Consider the following 20,394-nt stretch of genomic DNA (forward strand, 5'->3'; position numbering starts at 1 on the left):
TTTTACAACTTTCGTTAAATAATATATATTCAAAATTTTATAATTCATTAATTATAGTGCTATATATAACTATTTGTAAATTATAATTTACAACAGCTCTTTAACTTTATAGTTTGAAAAAATTATGATTAAGTACATATAATATATAAATAACTTAAAAATTAGGTATTCTAAAAGAATTTAATCGGAAAGGACGTGTCTAAAATAACATTTGGTGAAAAAATAAAAAAACTACGCATTAAAAATGGTTTCACTTTAAAAAAAGTTGAAAATGATACTAACTTATCAGCTTCTTACATTAACCGATTAGAAATTGGCGAACGCACAAATCCAAGCTTTGCAACAGTAAAAACTTTGTGTGAATATTATAATATCTCGCCAATTGTATTCATGAGCGATGATTTCTCAGCAAAATAATTTTAAATAACCCAAATTAAACTCTATGACTTTAACTGCAAATGCCATAGAGTTTAATTGACTTTATGAAGGATAAAAAAACTTATTTTAAAACATATATCAACTTTTTATGTTTTAAACTGTAAATATTTCCACATAAATAGTTACATATTTACTCATCCAACATAAGCAATACAATTAATTATAATCCTAAATAGTAAATCTTACCTTTTCCTACTTCTTCGCCTTCCTCAAACATCTTTAATACTATATTTTCGTAATATTTCTTATTGCTACTGTATATTATATAAAAAATACTTAAATATAATAATATATGGAGGAAACAAATGATGAAAGAAATATTAACGAATATAGCTATAGACTCAGGAAAATCTTCAACAAAAGGAATAATAAAAATAGGAGAAAAAATAGAAAAAGTTATTTTTAGAACAAAAATTCAAGAAATTGATGATTTAGGTGTAGATATAACGAAAAACACATACATAATAGAATTCAAAGGCAAATCATACTTGATAGGAGACATGGTGTCAGAAACTTCTTGTGATTTTCAAATAACAAAGACTACAATTCAACATAAATTGTCCATATACAATACGATATGCCAATTCATAGATAAGACTAACGCCTTAATGCATGGTTTACCTAATATAAATTTAGCTATAAATGCGCCCTTAAATGTGTACAAAAATAATATACTAAAAGAAAATTACAAAAAATTCATTCAAAATAATGGAGAAACAGTTTCCATAAAAATAAATGGGACAGCATATGCCTTTAAAATAAACTCACTCCTTATTCTTCCCGAGGCTACAGGTCCTTTATATATTAGAACAGATGATTTTCGAACAAAAAAAGCAACCATTGTAGACATAGGTTCTTTAAATGTAAACTTTTGTACGTTTAATAGATTAGTTCCAGAACTCGACACAATGAACGTTGCAAACTTAGGAATTAATGTTTTACGTTCCAAAATTGCAGAAACATTAACATCTATATATGGCGTTCTTATAACAGATGCAGATGTAGAAGAAGTATTTAAAAACAATGGTGACCTTTATATGTGTGGCATAAAAAAAGTAGAAAGTAAAGAAATTATTGAAAAATTAATTAATAAGCATGTAACTGAAATATTTAACTATGCTCGAAGCAGAGGCTTAACCTTCAACAATACAAAATTAGTATTTATTGGCGGTGGATCACTATTATTGAAACAATATATACTTAATCAGTATCCTCTTGCCATAATAGAGCAAGATAGCCAATTCTCTAATTGCCTGTCATTTTTAAATATTTTGGAGATAAAATATGGCAACTAATAAAATATCTATTAGCTTTTGTGAATATTATTCTGATGTATATAATTACTTGAAAAACAAGCCCAATATAAGTAATTTTATATGTGAACTTGTAAAAACCCAAATGACTGATACAAATACTAAATGTCAAGATCTTAGAAGTGAAATCGAAAAGATTATTGATGATATATTAAAAGACAAGCAATTAATTATTGAAACTCAAAGTGAAAATAATACCTCAACTGTTAAACAAAATGCACTTACAAAAGATGATATTTCATTAATTAAAGAGCTATTTTAATTAAAAAGCAATAAGACTGTTGCATAAAATAAGCTATCTATAATGCATTATTCAACAATCAAAATAATGTATTATATTAGAACCTATACTATTAACGTAACAGTCTCGTCCTTATTTAATTTACTCCCAATGCCTTAAACACAGCATCAATTGGATCAGAATAAAATATAGGTTGTACTTTTATTAGTAAATCTGATGGCACTGTTTGAAAATCAGCAACAGAAGATGCTGGTATAAGTACCCTTTTTGCTCCTGCATCAACGCAAACTTGTAGACAGTTAGCAAAGTCTTCTATTTTACTTATAGTACCTCCCACTGTCATATTACCTAATACAGCAAGACTTTCTTGAACAGGTTTTTCTAAAGCTCCTGAGCATAATCCTATAAGTTCAGCAATAGCAATTTCATCAGTTACCCCTATGCCTTGTAAATCACTAATATGCATAAGATAATCCTTTGTTTTTGTACTTATAGAGCTACTAATACTTTTAGAATTTGATGTAAAATATCTAAAAGCAGTATCTAAACTTTCCTTTACATCTCTATTAGAACCTACTCCTGACTTTTCAAACTTTCCACTTCCACTTACCACTTGATTTTCAAGTTTAAATACCCCAATCATCCCTGAAGCACTATGACCTACAACATATACATGTCCTGACTTTCCAAAACCTTCTGGTATAAGTTTGCCCCCACCTTGTTCTGGAACAGATACAAACTCTTCATTCATTTTTTCTTTATCAATATACGAGAAATGAACATCATAAAACTCCATACCACCTATTTTTTTAAGCTGTTCCTTTACTCTCCTTCTTCCTACAAGTGCATATTTTAATATCTCTTCTAAATCTTCTTTTGTAAACTGACCATTAGGATATATAAGCTTTATGAGGCCTGATACTGTCTTTCTTACAGCTATAACATCTCTCTGATTTAGATTGTTTCCAAGCTTAAAGTATTTATCTATAGCATCCGAAAATGAGCGTTTTCTCATTTCCCTAAAAAATTCTGCCATGTAATCAACAATAAATCCATAATTATCAGTTAAAAATTCTGGTCGCATTTTAGGGATCTCCCAGCCTGGTATATAAAAATGCATTCTATCGAAGAAGGCTGAATCATTAGCCATTTCTTCTGGAAACGGTGCAAAAAGGTGAGAAGTTTTAATAAGTGAATCTAAGCTTTGATTAATATTACCTTCAAATACCATAGAAGCTGAAGCAGTTTTTTCTTCCTTGCCCCTTGCAAAGGATCCTGAAGCCATATAATCTTTCATCATCTGTATTCCGTCTTTATCCTTAAATTTTATTCCAGCTACTTCATCAAAAACAACTGCATCCCAAAGACCTACTAAACCAATTTTCCTCGATGACATATTATAAAAAAGATTAGCAACAGTAGTTTGACCTCCAGAAACAAGAATACTGTTCGGAGATATTTCTTTATATATATGTGACTTACCTGTTCCTCTTGGTCCAAGTTCACAAACATTATAATTATTCTCAACTAATGGAACAAGCCTTTCAAGTAAATGCCATTTTACACTATTATCAAGCTGTGTACATTCCATTCCTGTAGAACGTATTAATACATCTATCCATTCTTCCTTTGTAAAACTTTCTCTTCCATCAAATATTTCATTAATATCCATATTAGGCATTTGAATAGGTTTCAAATTTGAAATGCTAAAAGGATTTGAATTTCTTACTTCTTCATCAAAATAATAATTCATTTTTAAAATACACCATATTCCACCTTGAAGAAGTTTATCAAATTCTTTAACATAATTAGGCGATATAGGAACGCCCTTTAGTCCAAGATTAGAAAATTCCGCTTCATATATATCAATTTTTTCATTCAGCTTTACATTAATCTTATCAATTATCGTATATTGACCAAGTTCTCTAATTCTTGACTTAACTTTTTCCGCTTCATCTGGTCTTACATAATTTTGAGCAAGTATATTTTTTACCCTTTCTACTCCTTCATTAATGCTTTCTTCATCATCAGTGGCACAATACATTCCAAGTAGATATTCAAGTACGTATACAGGAACATTGGCTCCTTCTTTAATTGATTTTGTCAAATCTTTTCTAACAACTCTGCCTGGAAAGACTTCATTAAGCTTTTTATCTAAATCAACACTTGATCTTTCAGAATCCATTTATATCCTCCCCAATTACATCTTAATTGTTCATTTAAAAATCGAAATCATTTGCTATTCCCAAACTAATAATAAAAGGTATTTCTTCTAAGATATCTCCTGCTTCCTTATCTTTAACTATCAAATAATATTTCTTATTTTTATCATAATTCATAGCTTTTAATGTTAGTCTAATTTTAAACATTCGTTCTTCTGGTCTATCACTTTTTAAATCCGCCAATATTGTTTCTATATTTGAAATAATATTCTTATTCTCATCTATCATATAAATATCTAAGGTTACAGGTATTATCTTTTCGCTAATTCTTTCTGTTTGGAAGAAATTCAGAGTAAATAAACTATTTGTTATTTTTTTAACTTCATTAGTTAACTTAACTTTAACCTTATCAGCCTTAATACTATTTTTGTATGAACTTCTAATATTTTTGAACAATACTACTGGAACTACAGTTTCTTGAAGTGTAGTTCCTCCATGGACAAATTTAGCACCCTCTCCTTGAACTTTAAATCTTATATTAGACTTCGGCATATATGCATTAAATTTACTATCCTTTAATATATAATTCATGTCTACTTTTATTAGACTATCACTTTCTTTACTTTCTTTAGTTATAAAACTTCTTCTGTTTTTATCAATTGCATGGACTGCTTCTTTTGTTATTTTATCACTTTCTTCTAAGTCCCCTCTTTGATATATAAAACCATGGTCAGATGTGACTATAACGTTAATACCGCCTAACCAATCCTTAATTTTCCGTATTAAATCTAATATTTCATCAATTGCCTTTTGAACCACTTCAAAAGTTTGTATTTCAGTAGCACCTTTATCTGCTGTAGCATCAATAGTATTATGATATATATATATAAGCTTATATCCTTTTAATCCTTCAAGAAATTCAGTACTACTCTTAGGAAGTTTTTGATAATCAAAAGCTTTACTGTTTTCAAAATTATCGTTTAAAATTGTATTTCTATTATCTATTCCACTGCTATCTTTACCATCTATAAATACTCTTCCATCTTCCCTTAAACTTATTGTATTATGTGGAAGTAATGAAGCCATTCCTAATTTAGTAATTGAAGGTACAGTAGATAACATGGCATTTATATTAGTAGAATTTATTACCTCTTCATTAAGTCTTTCAGCTATTTCATTTCCCACTTCATATCTAAGTGCATCAGATATAATTACAAAAATCCTTTCACCTTTAGAAACCATTGGATTAACATATGTATTATAGAAATCCCTTTGATTTACTACTCCAGGTATTCTCCAATCATTTTTCATCTCATCATCTATTGCATAAGTCCAATTGGTACCAACTTCAGCTAAATACCAATTTACATATATATTTTCAGCTAACTGTTTAAGTTTATTAATTGTATTACTTTCGGGCTGTATATCATAGTAATAATAAAATTTTCTATAAAATGTATCCATTTTATAGTATTCCTCTATATAATCCTTAAATAACTTTTCATTATCCCTTTGAGGTATACCGCTATTATACTTCTTGTAAAATTTATGCATTTCAACAACATTAAATAAGGCTTCATAAACGCCCTCATATTGCTCATAAAAATGCTTGGTTCTTCTTCCTCTTATAATTTCAATAAATCTATCATAATCCTCAATCTTATTTTCCAAACTATTTACTATATATTTAATTATTGCCCTATCAAAGATTTTTAGTATATCTATATCTTTAAAGTCTTCAATATCTAAGTCCTCTATGATTTGTGTAACATTAACTTCCTTCTCATAAGCCTCTGAAAGCAAATCATATTTAGCAGAATCAGTTCTGTGATTTTGAAAATGGTCTATGAAAATAACACAATTAGGTTTGTTCTTTCCAATAAATTCACTTATTCTTCTTAGTTTATCTTCACTTATGTAACTTCCTAACACTGTTGATATTAAATAAATCAGTAGCTTTTTTAATGTCTTATTTTCCTTATCAAAGCCATACTTTATCTTTGCATATTTCCAAAAAGCTTTATCAATATTGTATTTTTGAAAATTAATATAGTATTTATTTTCTTCCTCATCTAAAGACTCCATCAATATAATCTTTAATATCTCTTCAAATTCTATAGTTTTTGAATTGCATAATGCTCCCATAATAGCTAATTCTAATTTTTCTTTTGTATCAATATTAAACTCAAATTTACCAATTTTTTTTCTTCTTTCTATTGCATTAAAAAAATCTTTATACTCATTAAATGTATTTCTTAAATTAACATCTATTTCAAGCTCCTTCATTATTAAAGAAGCCCTATCTGCATAAAATTGTTCTGAATATAAAGCTATGTCTAAGAGCCAGTTTTCTCTATCATCTTCAACTTTTGAAGTATTATATATTAAAAAATTAGATTCAGCATCTTCTTCCTCTATAAGATACTTAGTCGCAAAATTGTTTGTATTTGTTAATTTATGTATTTTAACTCCATCTATATTAATTTCACTAATTGTATCTTCAAATTCTTTTTCATAATCATTCCAAAAAACAATTTTTCTCTTTTCTCCATTTTTCAATGGTTTATTAAATTCACTTTTTAGTAAATTAAGAACATCTATATCTACCATAATGTTTTCATCTCCTTAAAACATCTGGATTTATTATTTATAACTGCGTATTCCAAATGAAATCATCAAACTCTTTCTTATTCTTTCCTGTTCCTATCCATAAAACTTTAGCTAACTTTCTATTTAAACCACACTCAGGATTATCTTTTATCCAAACAATTAAATCTTTAACTCTAATAACCTTTATATCCTCGTTGCTTCCTGTACTGAGGTAACTATCAATAATCCCTTGAAGTTCTCTCTCGTCAGACATAAAATAAGGTATACCAAACACTTTTGCCATTGAAAGCGAAAGAACTTCTCCCCAATTCTTGCCTTTTTCTTTCGTACCTATCATTGCCCATTTTAAGATATCTTTAGTATCTTCATATATTTTTCTATCAAGAACACCTAAGCATTCTTCATCTAAAATCTCTATAATTCCTACATTTATCAAATTATTAATTTGCATTTTTGCATTTTTAGGAGTTAAAATTTCGTCTTCATACACATATCTATGCATGTAAGCCTTCTCTGTAATTGCTGGAATAAGCATTTCAATTAGTGAAATATTTTTAATCCACCCAATCTTAATACATATATCTGCATCAATAATTAACTTTTTAATTTTCATTATTCCTCCTCCAGAATTTTTAGTATCTCTTCCTCTGAAGGCAATACAATTTTCTCTTTCCTAATATTAAATTCCTCTGGAGTACAGTTTGATAAAGATAATATATATTTTAATTTATCATAAGTAATCTGTTTTTTTTCATAAAGTCTTAAAGCCATATCAAGCATATCATCAAATTTTATTTCCTTAGTTCGTTCATTATTTCTTTTACATAACTTTAGTCTTTTTTGCCATAATACGACTCCTACATCTTCTTTTCTATCTTCTTCTTTCAAAAGCTCAAGGCACTTATCTTCAGTTAAATATTCTATCTCATACAATCTTCTTATTAAAGTTTTATATGGAACTAAAAAAATATCCATAAGCTCTACTATTTCCCTTAAGCCTATAAGATTTTTACCAATTTTTCTAATTTGCAATTCATTTAATAAAACGTCTTTAGGGACTAAAAATTCAGCACCAAATCTGTTTGCTTTTATATCTTCTGTTTTTATATCTTTAAAATTTATTGTTTCCTCAAGAACTACACTTTTTAGCAATTCGCCTGCCCTTATATCTGAATACCATATATGATAAAGCTCATGTGCGGCCGTAAAGATTTGTTTTTCATAAGGGATATAGGAATTTATATATACAAATTTATGGTTCTTAAAATTATATACAAACCCACATATTTCATCATCTTCTATAGGATAATATATAACCTTGCAATTCATTTCAAGGATTTTGAATATATCTTCCTTTATTATTTGATTAGTTTTCTTGTATTCTCCTAATTTACTATTAACTATTCTTTGGACATCTTCAATTTCCTCTTTTTCAAGCGTTCCAAGAATATTTTTATTAGCACTCATCTAATGCTTCCTCCATTCTGATTATTTCTCCAATAACAGAATTTAAGAATTTAAACTGCTCCTTATTGTTATCATTTACGCTTCCCATAAACATTAATACTGGCTCTTTTACTTCTGCTTCTTTCTCTGCTACAAGTCTATCTACTGTAACATTTAAAACTTCTGCAATTTTCTTTATTTCAAGTGCATTAATAGCCTTTTGACCTTTAACTATCTTAGTCATAACTTGCTTTGATATTCCTATATCATCTGCCAATTGTTTTTGCGTCATATTCTTTTCTTCTAATATTTCCACTATATTATTTCCTACTGATTCAAAAAAACTCATAATCAAACCTCCTCGTAAACATATTGTTTACTCTCTCTGTACATTATAATATATTCATGTTTAATAGTAAATGTAACATTAATATTGTTATCATTTTTTTATTTTTTAAACAAAGTTAAATACCTACCATCATTTAAGATAGTAGGTAAACTAACCTATTATTTAATTTTTGCTAATAAGCCTTTAAATTTCTCGTAATTTACTTTTACCCCATCATCTAAGTCTATTTCAATTTGCATATCAGCCATGTGATGTAGAACTTCATCATACTTCTTAATTTCATCTATTTGTTTATCAAGTTGAGTAAGTCTTTTCTTTGCCTCACTCTTTTCTTTAGTAGAATAATCTCCTTCTATAACATCAACTAAGGATTTTCTTTCTGTATCCAATCTGTCCTGTAACTCATGTAAATAATCTGTTCTAATTCTTGATAATGTAGTTTTATCATATCTATGCATATATATTAAGCAATTAAACGCTTTCTGTTTTCCTGATGTAAACATCCAGTATATAGGTCTATTTTTATATGTCTGCAAGTGGTCTTTATAGAAGTCATTTAAAAAATACCTTCTTATAGTTTCTTTCGCAGTTTCATTACTCTTTTTTCCAAGAGTTTCTGCTATATATTCAAGATTCTCAGATAAAGTTTCTTCTCCGAATATTACTTTAACAAACTCTACAAACTTTGAAATCATATCATCTTCAAAATAATTTTCTGAAAGCATAGGAATTATATTATATTCATCAGCTTTAAATGTAGTATACTTAGCAGAATCAAATTTACCTCCCGCATATATAATGCCTTCTTTGTCTAAAGAGTATCTTCCAAACATACAACCAATTGCATAAGAAACAAATGATTTTACCTCTCTTTCTAAATCTGCTTTTCTTACAGTAATGTCATTTTCTTCAATTTGTGATACCATCTCGTCTTGAAGTCCATATATGCCTATAAATATTCTATTCAACTCTTCCTCAGTTTCTTTTAACTGATAGAATTGATTATTTGAAAAACACTTCCAATTATGGTATGCTTGTTCTATTTTATTACTGCCATCTTTATATGTTATTATAGGGTGATTTTTAAAATCTAAAGATATCTCGAAATTATCCCAGTCATTATTAGATATATTAATACATTTAGCCACTAACTTTTTGACTTTTTCCTTACTTTCATCACTATTTGCAATTATAGGTAACGACCCTATATTACTCATTTGAAAGTTCAGTGTTGGATTTATCATTTTTAATAACTTCTCACATATTTTACAATTTAAAAATCCTAAATAATAATTATAATCATTATAATCATTAAAAAATACTGAAGCTCCACCTATATCAAATGTTGCTTCCTCTGGCAAAACTCTAAAACTTGGTAGGCTTGATGTAACAAATCCCCATGTAATACCTTTTTTATACCATAAATATTCTGGAATAATTCTTGCTACCTTATCTGTTCTATAATGATTGATAGCTTCTGGTGACCAATTTACAACATCAGTAAGATTACCCCACCACTTTCTATAACCTCCACCTTTAGCATATAATAGCCATTTTTTGCTTTTTCCTATTGTATCATTATTTACTTCCCAAACTTTTCTCAAAAATTTTGCATTATCTCCAGTTAAGTTTAAACTTTCAGAGATAAAATATCTCTCAAATTTATCACTACTAAATGCATTAATAACTTGTTCACTCGCCCAAAAAGCTATTGGCTTTCCAGGAATTTTATTAAATTGAGTTGAACTAATATTATACCTATATTCTACATCATTGTTCTCAATTGCTTCTAATACTTTTATAGGTTGATTATTCGCTCCTTTAAATTCAGATAACGCTAAGTATTCACCTTTATAAAATTCTATCTTTCTATTTCTAATTGTAAATGTACATATAGGAACAGTTGCTTCTTCAAAGGCAGAATACTCTAATTGTATCAAAGTGCTAAGTGTTTTATGATTAATAATATATTCCCTAAATGCCTCATATCTTATAATAAACATCCAAACAAATGGTGTCATAAATCCAAGTTGACCATCCTTCTTTACTTTTCTAAAACTATATTTTATGAAAGCTGAGAATAGGTCATATTTTACATCTTCATATCTCTTATTAATAAACTCCAATAACTTACTGTTCATATATTTATATGACATATAGGGTGGGTTTGTAACTAAAATATCATATTCCTTCCCCATTATATCAACTTGTTTTAATAATTCTGGCAAAATACTTACTACTTTTTTTCTGCTTTCATTTTGAATAATATCCTCAGCTGGATTTTTCATTATATAATCTAATCTTCTAATAAAGAACTCTTCATCAAATACTTCTATGTTTATTAATGACCCATATATCTTGGCATCATTAAACCACTCAATAAATTCTTTAGTCTTTTTATAATTTTCTCCATCACTTTCTCCAGCTATGTAGACTATATCATCATTATTTAAATTATTTGTCTCTTGAATAGAAGCTAAGTTAAGTTTAATCCCTTCTTTACCTACTCTTTCCGCTCTCCTTTCAATATTTCTTAGTAATCTATTATTATATTTCATTCCCTTCATAATTACAGCAAAACAAGCAAGTTGATAAGCTCTATCATCTATATCCAAACCATATAAATTATTTTCTATAATAAGTTGTGGTATTTCTCTGCTCATATAACCACACTTTTCATATATTTCATATAAAACATCAAACATATATACAAGTATATGTCCACTTCCCATTGCAGGGTCAAAACACTTTATTTCTTCAACTTTTAGTTTTTTATTTATATACGGTGCTAACTTTTCTTCAAAATCTGGCTCTGGATTATGATTTTCAAGATAGAACTCCCAGTTTTTCTTTAAATCACTATGCTCTGGGTGTGATTCTATCCAATACCTTCCCAACGTATTTTGAACCATATACCTAACTATCCAATCAGGCGTAAATAGCTGGGTTGCAAAAGGAATTTCTTCTTTTTTATACTTCTTCTTGGCTTTAATAACTCTATCTTTTTCCTCAGAATTATAATATTGATAAAGCCATCCTATAATTTCAACTTGTTGCCAATCTTCTTCTGATATAATCTCTATATTTGTAAGATTTCTAATAAATGCATTATCATTTAATAATCCATCAGGGAATAAAAGTTCTGTATAATGACCTATTTTTTCAAACATAAAAGGTAACGATTTATTTAAAGCATTGCATTGAGCTATTATTAAATATTTAAATAGTCCTTCAGTATCATTATTTAATTTCATATCATAAATCTTTTGCTTATCTACTGGAAGATCTACATTACTTGCTTCCTTAATTAAATCTGGCTCAATATTTCCTGGAGTTTCTGAAGATAACGCTCTAACCCTTGTAGGAAGATAATTATTAACTTCCATAAATCTAAGAGCCGTAAACCTATTAAACCAAGTATATGTTACTTCTTCTACAATTTGCTCGTACCCATCTTCCCCTCTTTCATTTAGATAACTTATTTTCTGTAAAAGTCGTTCTCTTTGTGTTTTTTCTTCATTACTTAAAGGTTTTCCATTAATAATTACAGAATCACTGCTAACAACTTGAGATTTTTTAATTTTATCTTCTTCTATGCCATACTGCATTGCTTTTATTTTTATTTTTGCAATTAATTCTCTTCTGGAATCAACTGCAAATTTTTCTAACTTGCCCTTATTCATCTTGACCTCCTATATATCTACATAAAATTAATGCTATTTATCTTCTTTGTATTAATAAGTTAGTAGGAGATGTTAAACCTCCCACTAAAATAAACTATTCAATTTCAATTTCTTTATTTTCATCTATAATCTTTTTAAGTTTGCTTTTTAATTCTCTAATATAAATTTCAACATCATTTTCAGTTTTTAGTAATCTAATATCAACTAATTTTGACACACTAATCTTTTCAACTTGCTTTTGTATTGGTGTATGTTTTACTGCTGGAGGTTCATTTACTACATTACCTTTTTTTGTTTCCTCTTCTTCTTTCTTTTTAAATTCTTCTATCTCTTTATTTATAAGTTTCTCATAATACTCTTTTTGATTATTACTTTGAGTTACAGATGCATCTATTTTAAATATATCAGTATATTCATTTACTCTTAAGAGTAAATGATTATAAAATGTTTTAATTTTCTCTGCTGTGCTATTGCTAACCCCGTATTGGCTTGATTTTAATGAACAATATTCAAAATCGGTGTTTATTTTTGTCTTAGCATTTTCCTTCTTTTCTTCAATTATTACACTGAATCCTTTTTCTATATTTTGAGCTATCTCTACAATATTCCTTATTTTCTTATATGGTATAGGATTATTTAAAATATCATCTAAACTCTTTAATTCTTGTATAACACTCTCATTAAGATAATCTTTATTTTCATGACATCTATTAGAAACTTCAAGTCCTTTATCGAATATATTTATTTGGTTTTCAAAGAAAGCATAAGCATAAGCAACATCCTCTACCCAATCAAGCAGTTCATCTTCTTTATTTTTTAATGCTGTAAAAAAACTTAAGTTGTCTTTATTCTCCATAATCTCATTAAATGCATTAATACCCTTTTCAAACAAACTTTTACCTGGATATTTCTTATTCTCATATTTGCTCATATATATTTTCAATTCATGAATTTTTTCATTTATTTTATCCCTAATAGATTTTGCCAATCCATCTTCATCATCAGGCAAATTAATTTTTCCAAACACATCTAAACATATATTCTTAACTGCCCTAATAAGAGTAGCATCAACCTTTATCTTCTTATTAATTATAACCCTATCAACTTCTGTTATTTTCGTTAATGCATCCGCTATTTTATTTGGATTATCTATTTCTAAAAATTCTCCATTTAATCTTAATTTTATCTTCTGCTCTTTAAACAGCTTTGCTACTACTCCAGAAATATCTATTTCATTCCAACCATATGGTGCATCTTTAAATCTATTTAATATTATCTTCATTCTAATTTGCTGAAGATTATCTTCCTGAAGACATATAAAATCAAATATTTCTTTCTCAGCTAATTCATTATTATATTGCTCTACTGCATCAAACCCTAATTGTTCAACGTTATTTTTTAACAATACTGCTATTTCACTTTCGCCTGATAAATTAAATTTAATATATCCAAGTTTACTAAATATACTATTAACAAGTATATTAAAACCAGAATTTATTTTATCCTTAGCGGAATTACCTTTTATATCAAGCTTTTCTCCATTAACATAAAATATCGCTTGTAATATTGAACTTTCTAATAGTTCTTTAGCCCTTGCTTTTCTTAACCTCATTTCTCCCTGCTTTGTTGTAATAATAATCTGTATATTTTCTGGGAGAGAACTTACATTTTTCTTCTTAATATATGACTCTATTTTCATAGCTTCACTTAATTCTTCTATATAATTATCATTTTCACCAAGTTTAATAATCATTTCTTTATTAATAAATGATTTTGATATTAGTTCTTCATCACTCTTATAATAATTATCCGAAAGAGGTGTAAGTATATTTATTCCCATGCTACTTGTCTGATTTCCATATTCCTTTTCATCCATCATCTTATTAAATGTAAATGAATAAACTTTAGAATACTTATATTTAGGTTCATCATATATACCTTGAAAAATATAATTTGATAGTTCTTTCTTTAAAGTTTCCTCTTCGATTTTTTCATACTTAATCTCCCTATTAACATCCTGTTCGTCATCAGTAAGGAATACATAACTATCTCCATTCTTTTGAATAAGTGTTTGTGATTGAAGTTTTCTTAAAGATTCCTTTATTTTTTCTTTTAAATCTAATTTATCTTCATCTATACTATTTACCATCAATGTCGCAATATTTTCTAAATTACCTGGTATCTCATCACTTAAATATTTAATCATAAATAATATTTTTAATATTTGTAAATTCATAGGATTTTCTTTAAGTGCTGGGTTCTCCGAAGCTCTTTCTATAACTCTTGAAATGGATGGATTTAAAAATTCTTCTATAGTATCATAAAAAGCATGAAAAGGAATTAAAATTCCATCCCTATAATCAGCATATTTAAGTACGGATTCCTTATAAGCAGAAATCATCGACCTTTCGCCTTCTGATAAATGTTTTCCTGAGCTTCCATGCTTTCTTACCTCTTCAAATACATTTTGAAGAATCTTAAACTGATAAGGAACAAAGGGATATACCTCAGCAAATTCATTTTCATCAGAATAACCAAGTAAATCTTTTCTTGCATTATCAAAGCTTATGAGATTTTTAAGTATAGCACTTTTTTCTCTATATAAATCCTTTAAAAGATATATTGCATCTTGTTTTTTATCAAGAATACGTTTCTTTATTACTTCATCAACAGAGATTGATGATAAACTTAACCTTGTATCAAACCTACCTTGTATTTTTGAAAAATCATTTCCTTTAACATCAAATAATGAGTCTATACTTTCCTGTGAAGTTACCATTATCCATACTTTTCCGTTGCAATATGTGCCTAAGTCCTCGGCAACTGTTTGAAGGTTTAGCATCAATGTAGAATTATCACCAATATACTGACCAATTTCATCTACAAGAAAAATCAAATGAAAATTTTTCCCTTTTTTATTTACATATTCTTTTACCTCTTTAGCAAACTTTTCTATGCTGACTTCATACTCTGTAACACCGTTTGTTACATACTCATTAGCACTCTCAAGAGATATATTAAGAACAGCTGAAATAGCCTTTGCTACATAATCCCTATCTAAAAAGAACGCATTTCTTCTATGTAGCCACTCTTTACCCCTTAACTTACAAAATTCCTGCTTAAATTCTTCATATACTCCATCTTTCATTAATTGTTGCTCCATATTTGCAACTCCAGGAATTTCATCACATAACCCTCTATGTTCATTAAATACTTTTATAAATATTCTGAGAATAGCATCTTCTTTGCTTTTATTGTTAACTGGATTTTTAGAATCTATATTAAAAAGAATTGTTTCTGTATCAACCTTTGCATCCCTTTGCATTTCCGCAAGTAACATAGGGTCGTTTACTTTATTATTGAAGTAATCAATTGCATATTTACCATTTACCTTTTGATTATCTAACGCATATGATAATATCTTAAGTAAATGAGATTTACCACTTCCAAAAAATCCAGAAATCCAGACCCCCATTTTATCTGTATTACCATCAATACTTTTACCGTAATTATCATAAAATTTAGACAAGTGCCTTGATATTTCTTTTGTAACAACATATTCATCTAACTCTTGGTAAATTTTATTTTCATCTGTTTGTGCTACTTTAACTACTCCGCTAATTTCACGTTCAATGTCTCTAACGAACATATCTCTAACATTCATACTAACCCCTCCATATATATGTAAAACTCTACTTGAGTTGATTATGATATTCCATCCTTAATTTACTACTCTGAAATCAAAGGAAATGCTCTATAATAGTTTTCATCTTTAAATTTTCCAAATAAGGTTAAATCCTGTCCACTATATTTTCCAGGATAAAATACTACTATTGGCTTTTTACTTAAGAATTGTTGTAAGCTATTCAAAATATTATGTGAACGCATAAATGGATATACCTTTCCTATACCTGTTAAAAAGATAACATCATATTCTTTAGATTTTTCTGTTATCTTTTGGACATACATTTCAGCAGTAACAAATGGAGTCACTGCATTAATCACATAATCTTTTCCTTCATTTTCTTCCAAGGCAATAATTTGTTGAAAAATATCTTCTTCTTTTAAAATCTCAATAAACAGCTTATATAAATCAAATTCAATAACCTTTCTATTTGAATCTACTTTATTTAACTCTTTCTTAATATACTTAATATATTGTCTAACTGCTAATTCTTCTTTAGGGTCATAATCAAATATGTAATAACTAATTTCATTTCCAAGACCACTTCCCTTGATAAACTTTTCTGACTTTATTTTATCTACAATCTTTTGAAGTCTATCATATACTTTATTCATAACTTTTTCACTTCCTTACTGTACATGTTCCCCCATAGCCTTAATATATTCCTTATCACCTATTCCAATAATATACGCCTTAAGCTCTGTAGGTATTATCAATCTATTAAGTCTGCAAGTTTTTATATCCTCTAATAATCCTGCCTCTGACAATATCTTCAAAATTACTTGTTTTAATTTCTTTGTCGTTGTATCTGACCATCCCGCAACAATTTCATCTTGTTCTGATTTGCCTATAAAAAATATATTTACATCTTTCTTTTCTAAAATTTCATAATTAAATTCTAATTTTTCTCTTACGACTTCATTCATAAAATCATAAAACAATCTACTGGTCTTCATAATTGCATATAAATTAATAATTTTACCTGTATCCATAGGTTCTTCTAAAAGCATCTTTATAAGCGTATCATCTAATACCTTTACTCTTTTAAAAATCGAAGAAACAAGCCTTTTAGAACTCTCCTTTGACTTATACTGAAAGATATTTTCATCCAGTATCTTACTTCTTATTTCACTATCTGAAAGACCATCATTTTTTAATCTTAAAACTTGCTTTAATTCATAGTATAAAAATGCATCGCTTGTTAAAGATGCACTATATTTAAGTTCATTTTTCATAGTGGCCTACCACACCTTTATCATAAAATACTATAAAAATACATTTTATATTATATCATAAATACATCATAAAAAGAGTTTTTATTATTATCTGCGTCATTATTTTACACATATCGTATACCAATCCAACACTACAAAAATTCACAAAAACAAAGGCTATCGATATTAGATAACCTTATTCTAAATGTGTTTTCTAATTTATATTACTCATCTCTATTATTCTTTCTGCCAACAATGAATGTCGTTCCATTGTTACTCTTCTAACCCCTTCATTAAAAGCTTTCTTGTTTCCAACAATTACTACGCGTTCAATTCCACGCGTAACTGCAACATACAATAATTCCCTTGTCAACATCATTTCCTGTTCTTCATCTACTACAATTATTACTACTTTGGACTCACTTCCTTGCATTTTATGTACAGTTGAAACATATGCAAGTTCTATACATGAAATTTCATCATTTACAAATAATGCTTCTTTACCATTGAAATCAACTGTTACATTCTCAATTCTATTAGTATTTATTTCTACTCTTTTAATAATTCCTTTTTGGCCATTAAATACTTCTTTAGAATAATCATTCTCAGTTACCATTACCATATCTAATATTCCAAACTTATATATATATCTTCCAGAAATACCATTAACACTATTGGCTATTTCCTTGTTTAATTCCTCTATTCCATTGATGCCCTTTTTAGTAGGGGATATAATCTGAATATCACAAATACTTATACCTTTACTAAGTAACTTATTTACTACTTCTATTACTTTAGTCTTTATATTGCTTCTACCTACTTCTAAAAACTGAAATTCATTTTCATCAAACCATATTCCACTTTTTCTTCCATTTATCTGAATTCCATTAATTATTTTACACGCGTTATTAATTATCAAACTATCTTTTTTTTGACGAACAATATCTTTTAACTCTGTCACCTTAATAACTTTACTTTTTAGTAATTCCTCCAAAACACATCCTGCTTCAATTGATTTAAGCTGAAACGGATCTCCCATAATAACAATTCTCACATTTGGATTTTCTTTGACAGTATTATAGAGCAACTGTGTCATTAATTCAAGCCCAATTAGCCCGCACTCATCAATAATAAGTACATCCGTTTTTATACTATGATATTTATTATTCAAACCTATCCCCAAAAATCTATGTACAGTTTTACCTTTAATTCCTGTTTTCTTAGTCATTTCATTTACAGATTTTCCTGTATAAGAAACAATAGATATCTCTTTTTCTGATAGATTTAACATATATTTAAATCCAGCAATAATTGTTTTTATAATTGTACTTTTCCCTGTTCCAGCCATACCTGAAACTATACTAATTCTACTATTTAGAGCTGTATGAACAGCCTTAATTTGATTATTATTAAGATTTATATCCGAACTATTACACATACTAATGAATTTTTCAATTTTATCATTATCTATTGAACTATTTTTACATCTACATTTTTTCATCAAGCCCAATATTATATCTGCAAGTTGTACTTCCGCCTTATACAATCTTGTAAGATATACACATTCCCTTCCACCATTGTCAGTTTCTCTTACAATTTCACTATTAGCCTCTAAAAAATTTAAAGTCATTTCTAATTTTTGTTCATCTACCTCTTCATTTAATTCTTTAAATTTACTTTTTAAATCACTTTTATAAATAAACACATGTCCTTCAGAACGAACTACATCCTCAACTGTGTAAAGAATTGCGGCCGCTATAATAATCATATTTTTATAATCCTCATTCTTATCTATACTATTATTTTCTATTATCTCTTTTATTAAGTTCATAGAAATTAAATAACGACCGAGTATATATGGCTTACTTATAATAACATTTGCTACTTTCATGCCATAATCTCTAATCAATTCATCTGCAATTTCTTTATCAAGATTAAATTCATATATTAGCTTTATTTTAATTTCTAATCTTTTATCATTAAGTTTCTTTTCCATATAATTCATTTTCTCCTCTTAATTAGTATTAATTTAATCATCTCATATCATGAACATTTTTAATATAACTAACGTGTTCTATTCAGTTTGAGATACCTATTAAAAAATCCAACAATATTAATTTATTTTGCTTTTATTACTTTATCTTTAAAAATTGAACTTGCTACTTCCACTCCAAATTTCTCTATACATGTTTTATATGAGAAAGAGCTTGCTGTAATGCGCATTCCCCTATATAGCATTATTTCTGCCAATTTATTTGCAATTTCAAACAAGTCATCATTATATTGAGGTATATAAAAATACGTTATATCATTTCTATTCCATTTTGAATATGTTTCATTATTTATGTCTTGTTTCTCTAATAAATGAAGCAAAACAAATGTATTAATTATGGGGCTTATAGTACTTTTACTTTTATTCATACTACCTGCAAGGTATTGCATCGAACAAGAGAACACCATATTTTCTTTACTTTCTAAGTGATAATAAATTTTATCTATACCTTCATCTAATACCGCTACTAATTTAGGAATATGCTCACCTATAAGCTCATATACTGCCGAGAAACTATTTTTAGTTGCAGAATTCATAATAAATTGCTTACATTTTTCATATTTCTTTTTATTTTCATTAATTTTTTTAATTCTCACTCCTAATAAATTAGATAATTCTTGTACAGCTCTCTTAATATCACACTGCATAAATATCTGATACAAATCAAATACATCAAAAATGACATAATTATTTTTAATCTTGCTATCTATCACATATACATATTTATTTTTTCTATCATTGTATCTTATCCATGCATCTCTTTTTTCAGTCTTTATTAAAATTTCTCTAACAAACATATTAAAGCGATTAAAAGATGATACCCTTACTTCTCTACCATAATATCTCTCAGCCTCTATTTTCACTGCTTCATCTGCCTCAAACTCTGAATTAAAAGCCATGTAAATTTTATGCTCCATATAAAAAAATTCACATATAAATCTCTCTTCTAATAAAACATCTAATCCAAAAATTTTTCTAAAATCAACTTTATTAATAAGTTCTATAGCCTCATCTATAGTATCAACATCTCTATTAATAGTCATCATGCCTTTTATACTATCTTTATTATTAATAAAGTATTGCTTATATCTGTTTTCCACTCCAATAGTTTCTTGCGCTTTTTTTATATTATATTTAATATCACTATTCATAAACTTCCTCAAACTTTCTGAACCGAACGATTACCTTTAGATATTTGTT

14 protein-coding genes are annotated in these 20,394 nt (G+C 27.7%); 3 read left to right on the forward strand and 11 right to left on the reverse strand.

Annotation, left to right across the window (positions count from 1 at the left end; genetic code table 11):
- Positions 1 to 195: 195 nt before the first annotated feature.
- From ACJDT4_RS11935 to ACJDT4_RS11945, 3 genes are all read left to right on the forward strand, one after another.
- Entirely contained in the window at positions 196 to 417 is a 222-nt protein-coding gene (locus tag ACJDT4_RS11935; RefSeq protein WP_406787800.1) for a helix-turn-helix domain-containing protein, read from the forward strand.
- Between the two features lie 326 nt (positions 418 to 743).
- Complete coding sequence (locus ACJDT4_RS11940; RefSeq protein ID WP_406787801.1) at positions 744 to 1,733, forward strand: ParM/StbA family protein; 990 nt, start codon at positions 744 to 746, stop codon at positions 1,731 to 1,733.
- Complete coding sequence (locus ACJDT4_RS11945; RefSeq protein WP_406787802.1) at positions 1,723 to 2,013, forward strand: hypothetical protein; 291 nt, start codon at positions 1,723 to 1,725, stop codon at positions 2,011 to 2,013. The genes ACJDT4_RS11940 and ACJDT4_RS11945 overlap by 11 nt, the downstream gene beginning before the upstream one ends.
- A 115-nt stretch (positions 2,014 to 2,128) precedes the next feature.
- Here ACJDT4_RS11945 and brxL read toward each other — a convergent pair whose 3' ends face one another.
- The 11 genes from brxL to ACJDT4_RS12000 all read right to left on the reverse strand — a co-directional run bounded on the left by brxL (position 2,129) and on the right by ACJDT4_RS12000 (position 20,345).
- Positions 2,129 to 4,177 carry a protease Lon-related BREX system protein BrxL gene (gene brxL / locus ACJDT4_RS11950; protein WP_406787803.1) on the reverse strand — a complete coding sequence of 683 codons (2,049 nt, stop codon included), beginning with the start codon at positions 4,175 to 4,177 and terminating at the stop codon, positions 2,129 to 2,131.
- Between the two features lie 34 nt (positions 4,178 to 4,211).
- Positions 4,212 to 6,764 (reverse strand): BREX-1 system phosphatase PglZ type A, encoded by a 2,553-nt coding sequence (gene pglZ, locus ACJDT4_RS11955; protein WP_406787804.1) that lies wholly within the window; start codon positions 6,762 to 6,764, stop codon positions 4,212 to 4,214.
- Between the two features lie 37 nt (positions 6,765 to 6,801).
- Positions 6,802 to 7,377 (reverse strand): hypothetical protein, encoded by a 576-nt coding sequence (locus tag ACJDT4_RS11960; RefSeq protein ID WP_406787805.1) that lies wholly within the window; start codon positions 7,375 to 7,377, stop codon positions 6,802 to 6,804.
- On the reverse strand, positions 7,377 to 8,231 hold the full coding sequence (locus ACJDT4_RS11965) for an ImmA/IrrE family metallo-endopeptidase (RefSeq protein WP_406787806.1): 855 nt from the start codon (positions 8,229 to 8,231) through the stop codon (positions 7,377 to 7,379). The genes ACJDT4_RS11960 and ACJDT4_RS11965 overlap by 1 nt, the downstream gene beginning before the upstream one ends.
- Positions 8,221 to 8,559, reverse strand: a complete 339-nt coding sequence (locus ACJDT4_RS11970) for a helix-turn-helix domain-containing protein (RefSeq protein WP_406787807.1) — start codon at positions 8,557 to 8,559, stop codon at positions 8,221 to 8,223. Before ACJDT4_RS11970 ends, ACJDT4_RS11965 begins: the two co-directional genes overlap by 11 nt.
- Positions 8,560 to 8,717: 158 nt before the next feature.
- Complete coding sequence (pglX, locus tag ACJDT4_RS11975; protein WP_406787808.1) at positions 8,718 to 12,242, reverse strand: BREX-1 system adenine-specific DNA-methyltransferase PglX; 3,525 nt, start codon at positions 12,240 to 12,242, stop codon at positions 8,718 to 8,720.
- A 94-nt stretch (positions 12,243 to 12,336) separates the two neighbouring features.
- The gene (gene brxC / locus ACJDT4_RS11980; RefSeq protein ID WP_406787809.1) at positions 12,337 to 15,906 is read right to left on the reverse strand and encodes a BREX system P-loop protein BrxC; all 3,570 of its coding nucleotides are present in this window, start codon (positions 15,904 to 15,906) and stop codon (positions 12,337 to 12,339) included.
- 65 nt (positions 15,907 to 15,971) lie between these two features.
- A complete protein-coding gene (locus ACJDT4_RS11985; RefSeq protein WP_406787810.1) occupies positions 15,972 to 16,541 on the reverse strand; it encodes a DUF1788 domain-containing protein in 570 nt (189 codons plus the stop codon).
- A gap of 15 nt (positions 16,542 to 16,556) precedes the next feature.
- Positions 16,557 to 17,162 carry a DUF1819 family protein gene (locus tag ACJDT4_RS11990; protein WP_406787811.1) on the reverse strand — a complete coding sequence of 202 codons (606 nt, stop codon included), beginning with the start codon at positions 17,160 to 17,162 and terminating at the stop codon, positions 16,557 to 16,559.
- Positions 17,163 to 17,355: 193 nt separating this feature from the next.
- Complete coding sequence (locus tag ACJDT4_RS11995) at positions 17,356 to 19,137, reverse strand: ATP-dependent DNA helicase (protein WP_406787812.1); 1,782 nt, start codon at positions 19,135 to 19,137, stop codon at positions 17,356 to 17,358.
- Positions 19,138 to 19,259: 122 nt separating this feature from the next.
- The gene (locus tag ACJDT4_RS12000) at positions 19,260 to 20,345 is read right to left on the reverse strand and encodes a hypothetical protein (RefSeq protein ID WP_406787813.1); all 1,086 of its coding nucleotides are present in this window, start codon (positions 20,343 to 20,345) and stop codon (positions 19,260 to 19,262) included.
- Positions 20,346 to 20,394 lie beyond the last annotated feature (49 nt).

Source organism: Clostridium neuense (assembly GCF_045310695.1).
Lineage (GTDB): Bacteria > Bacillota > Clostridia > Clostridiales > Clostridiaceae > Clostridium_S > Clostridium_S neuense.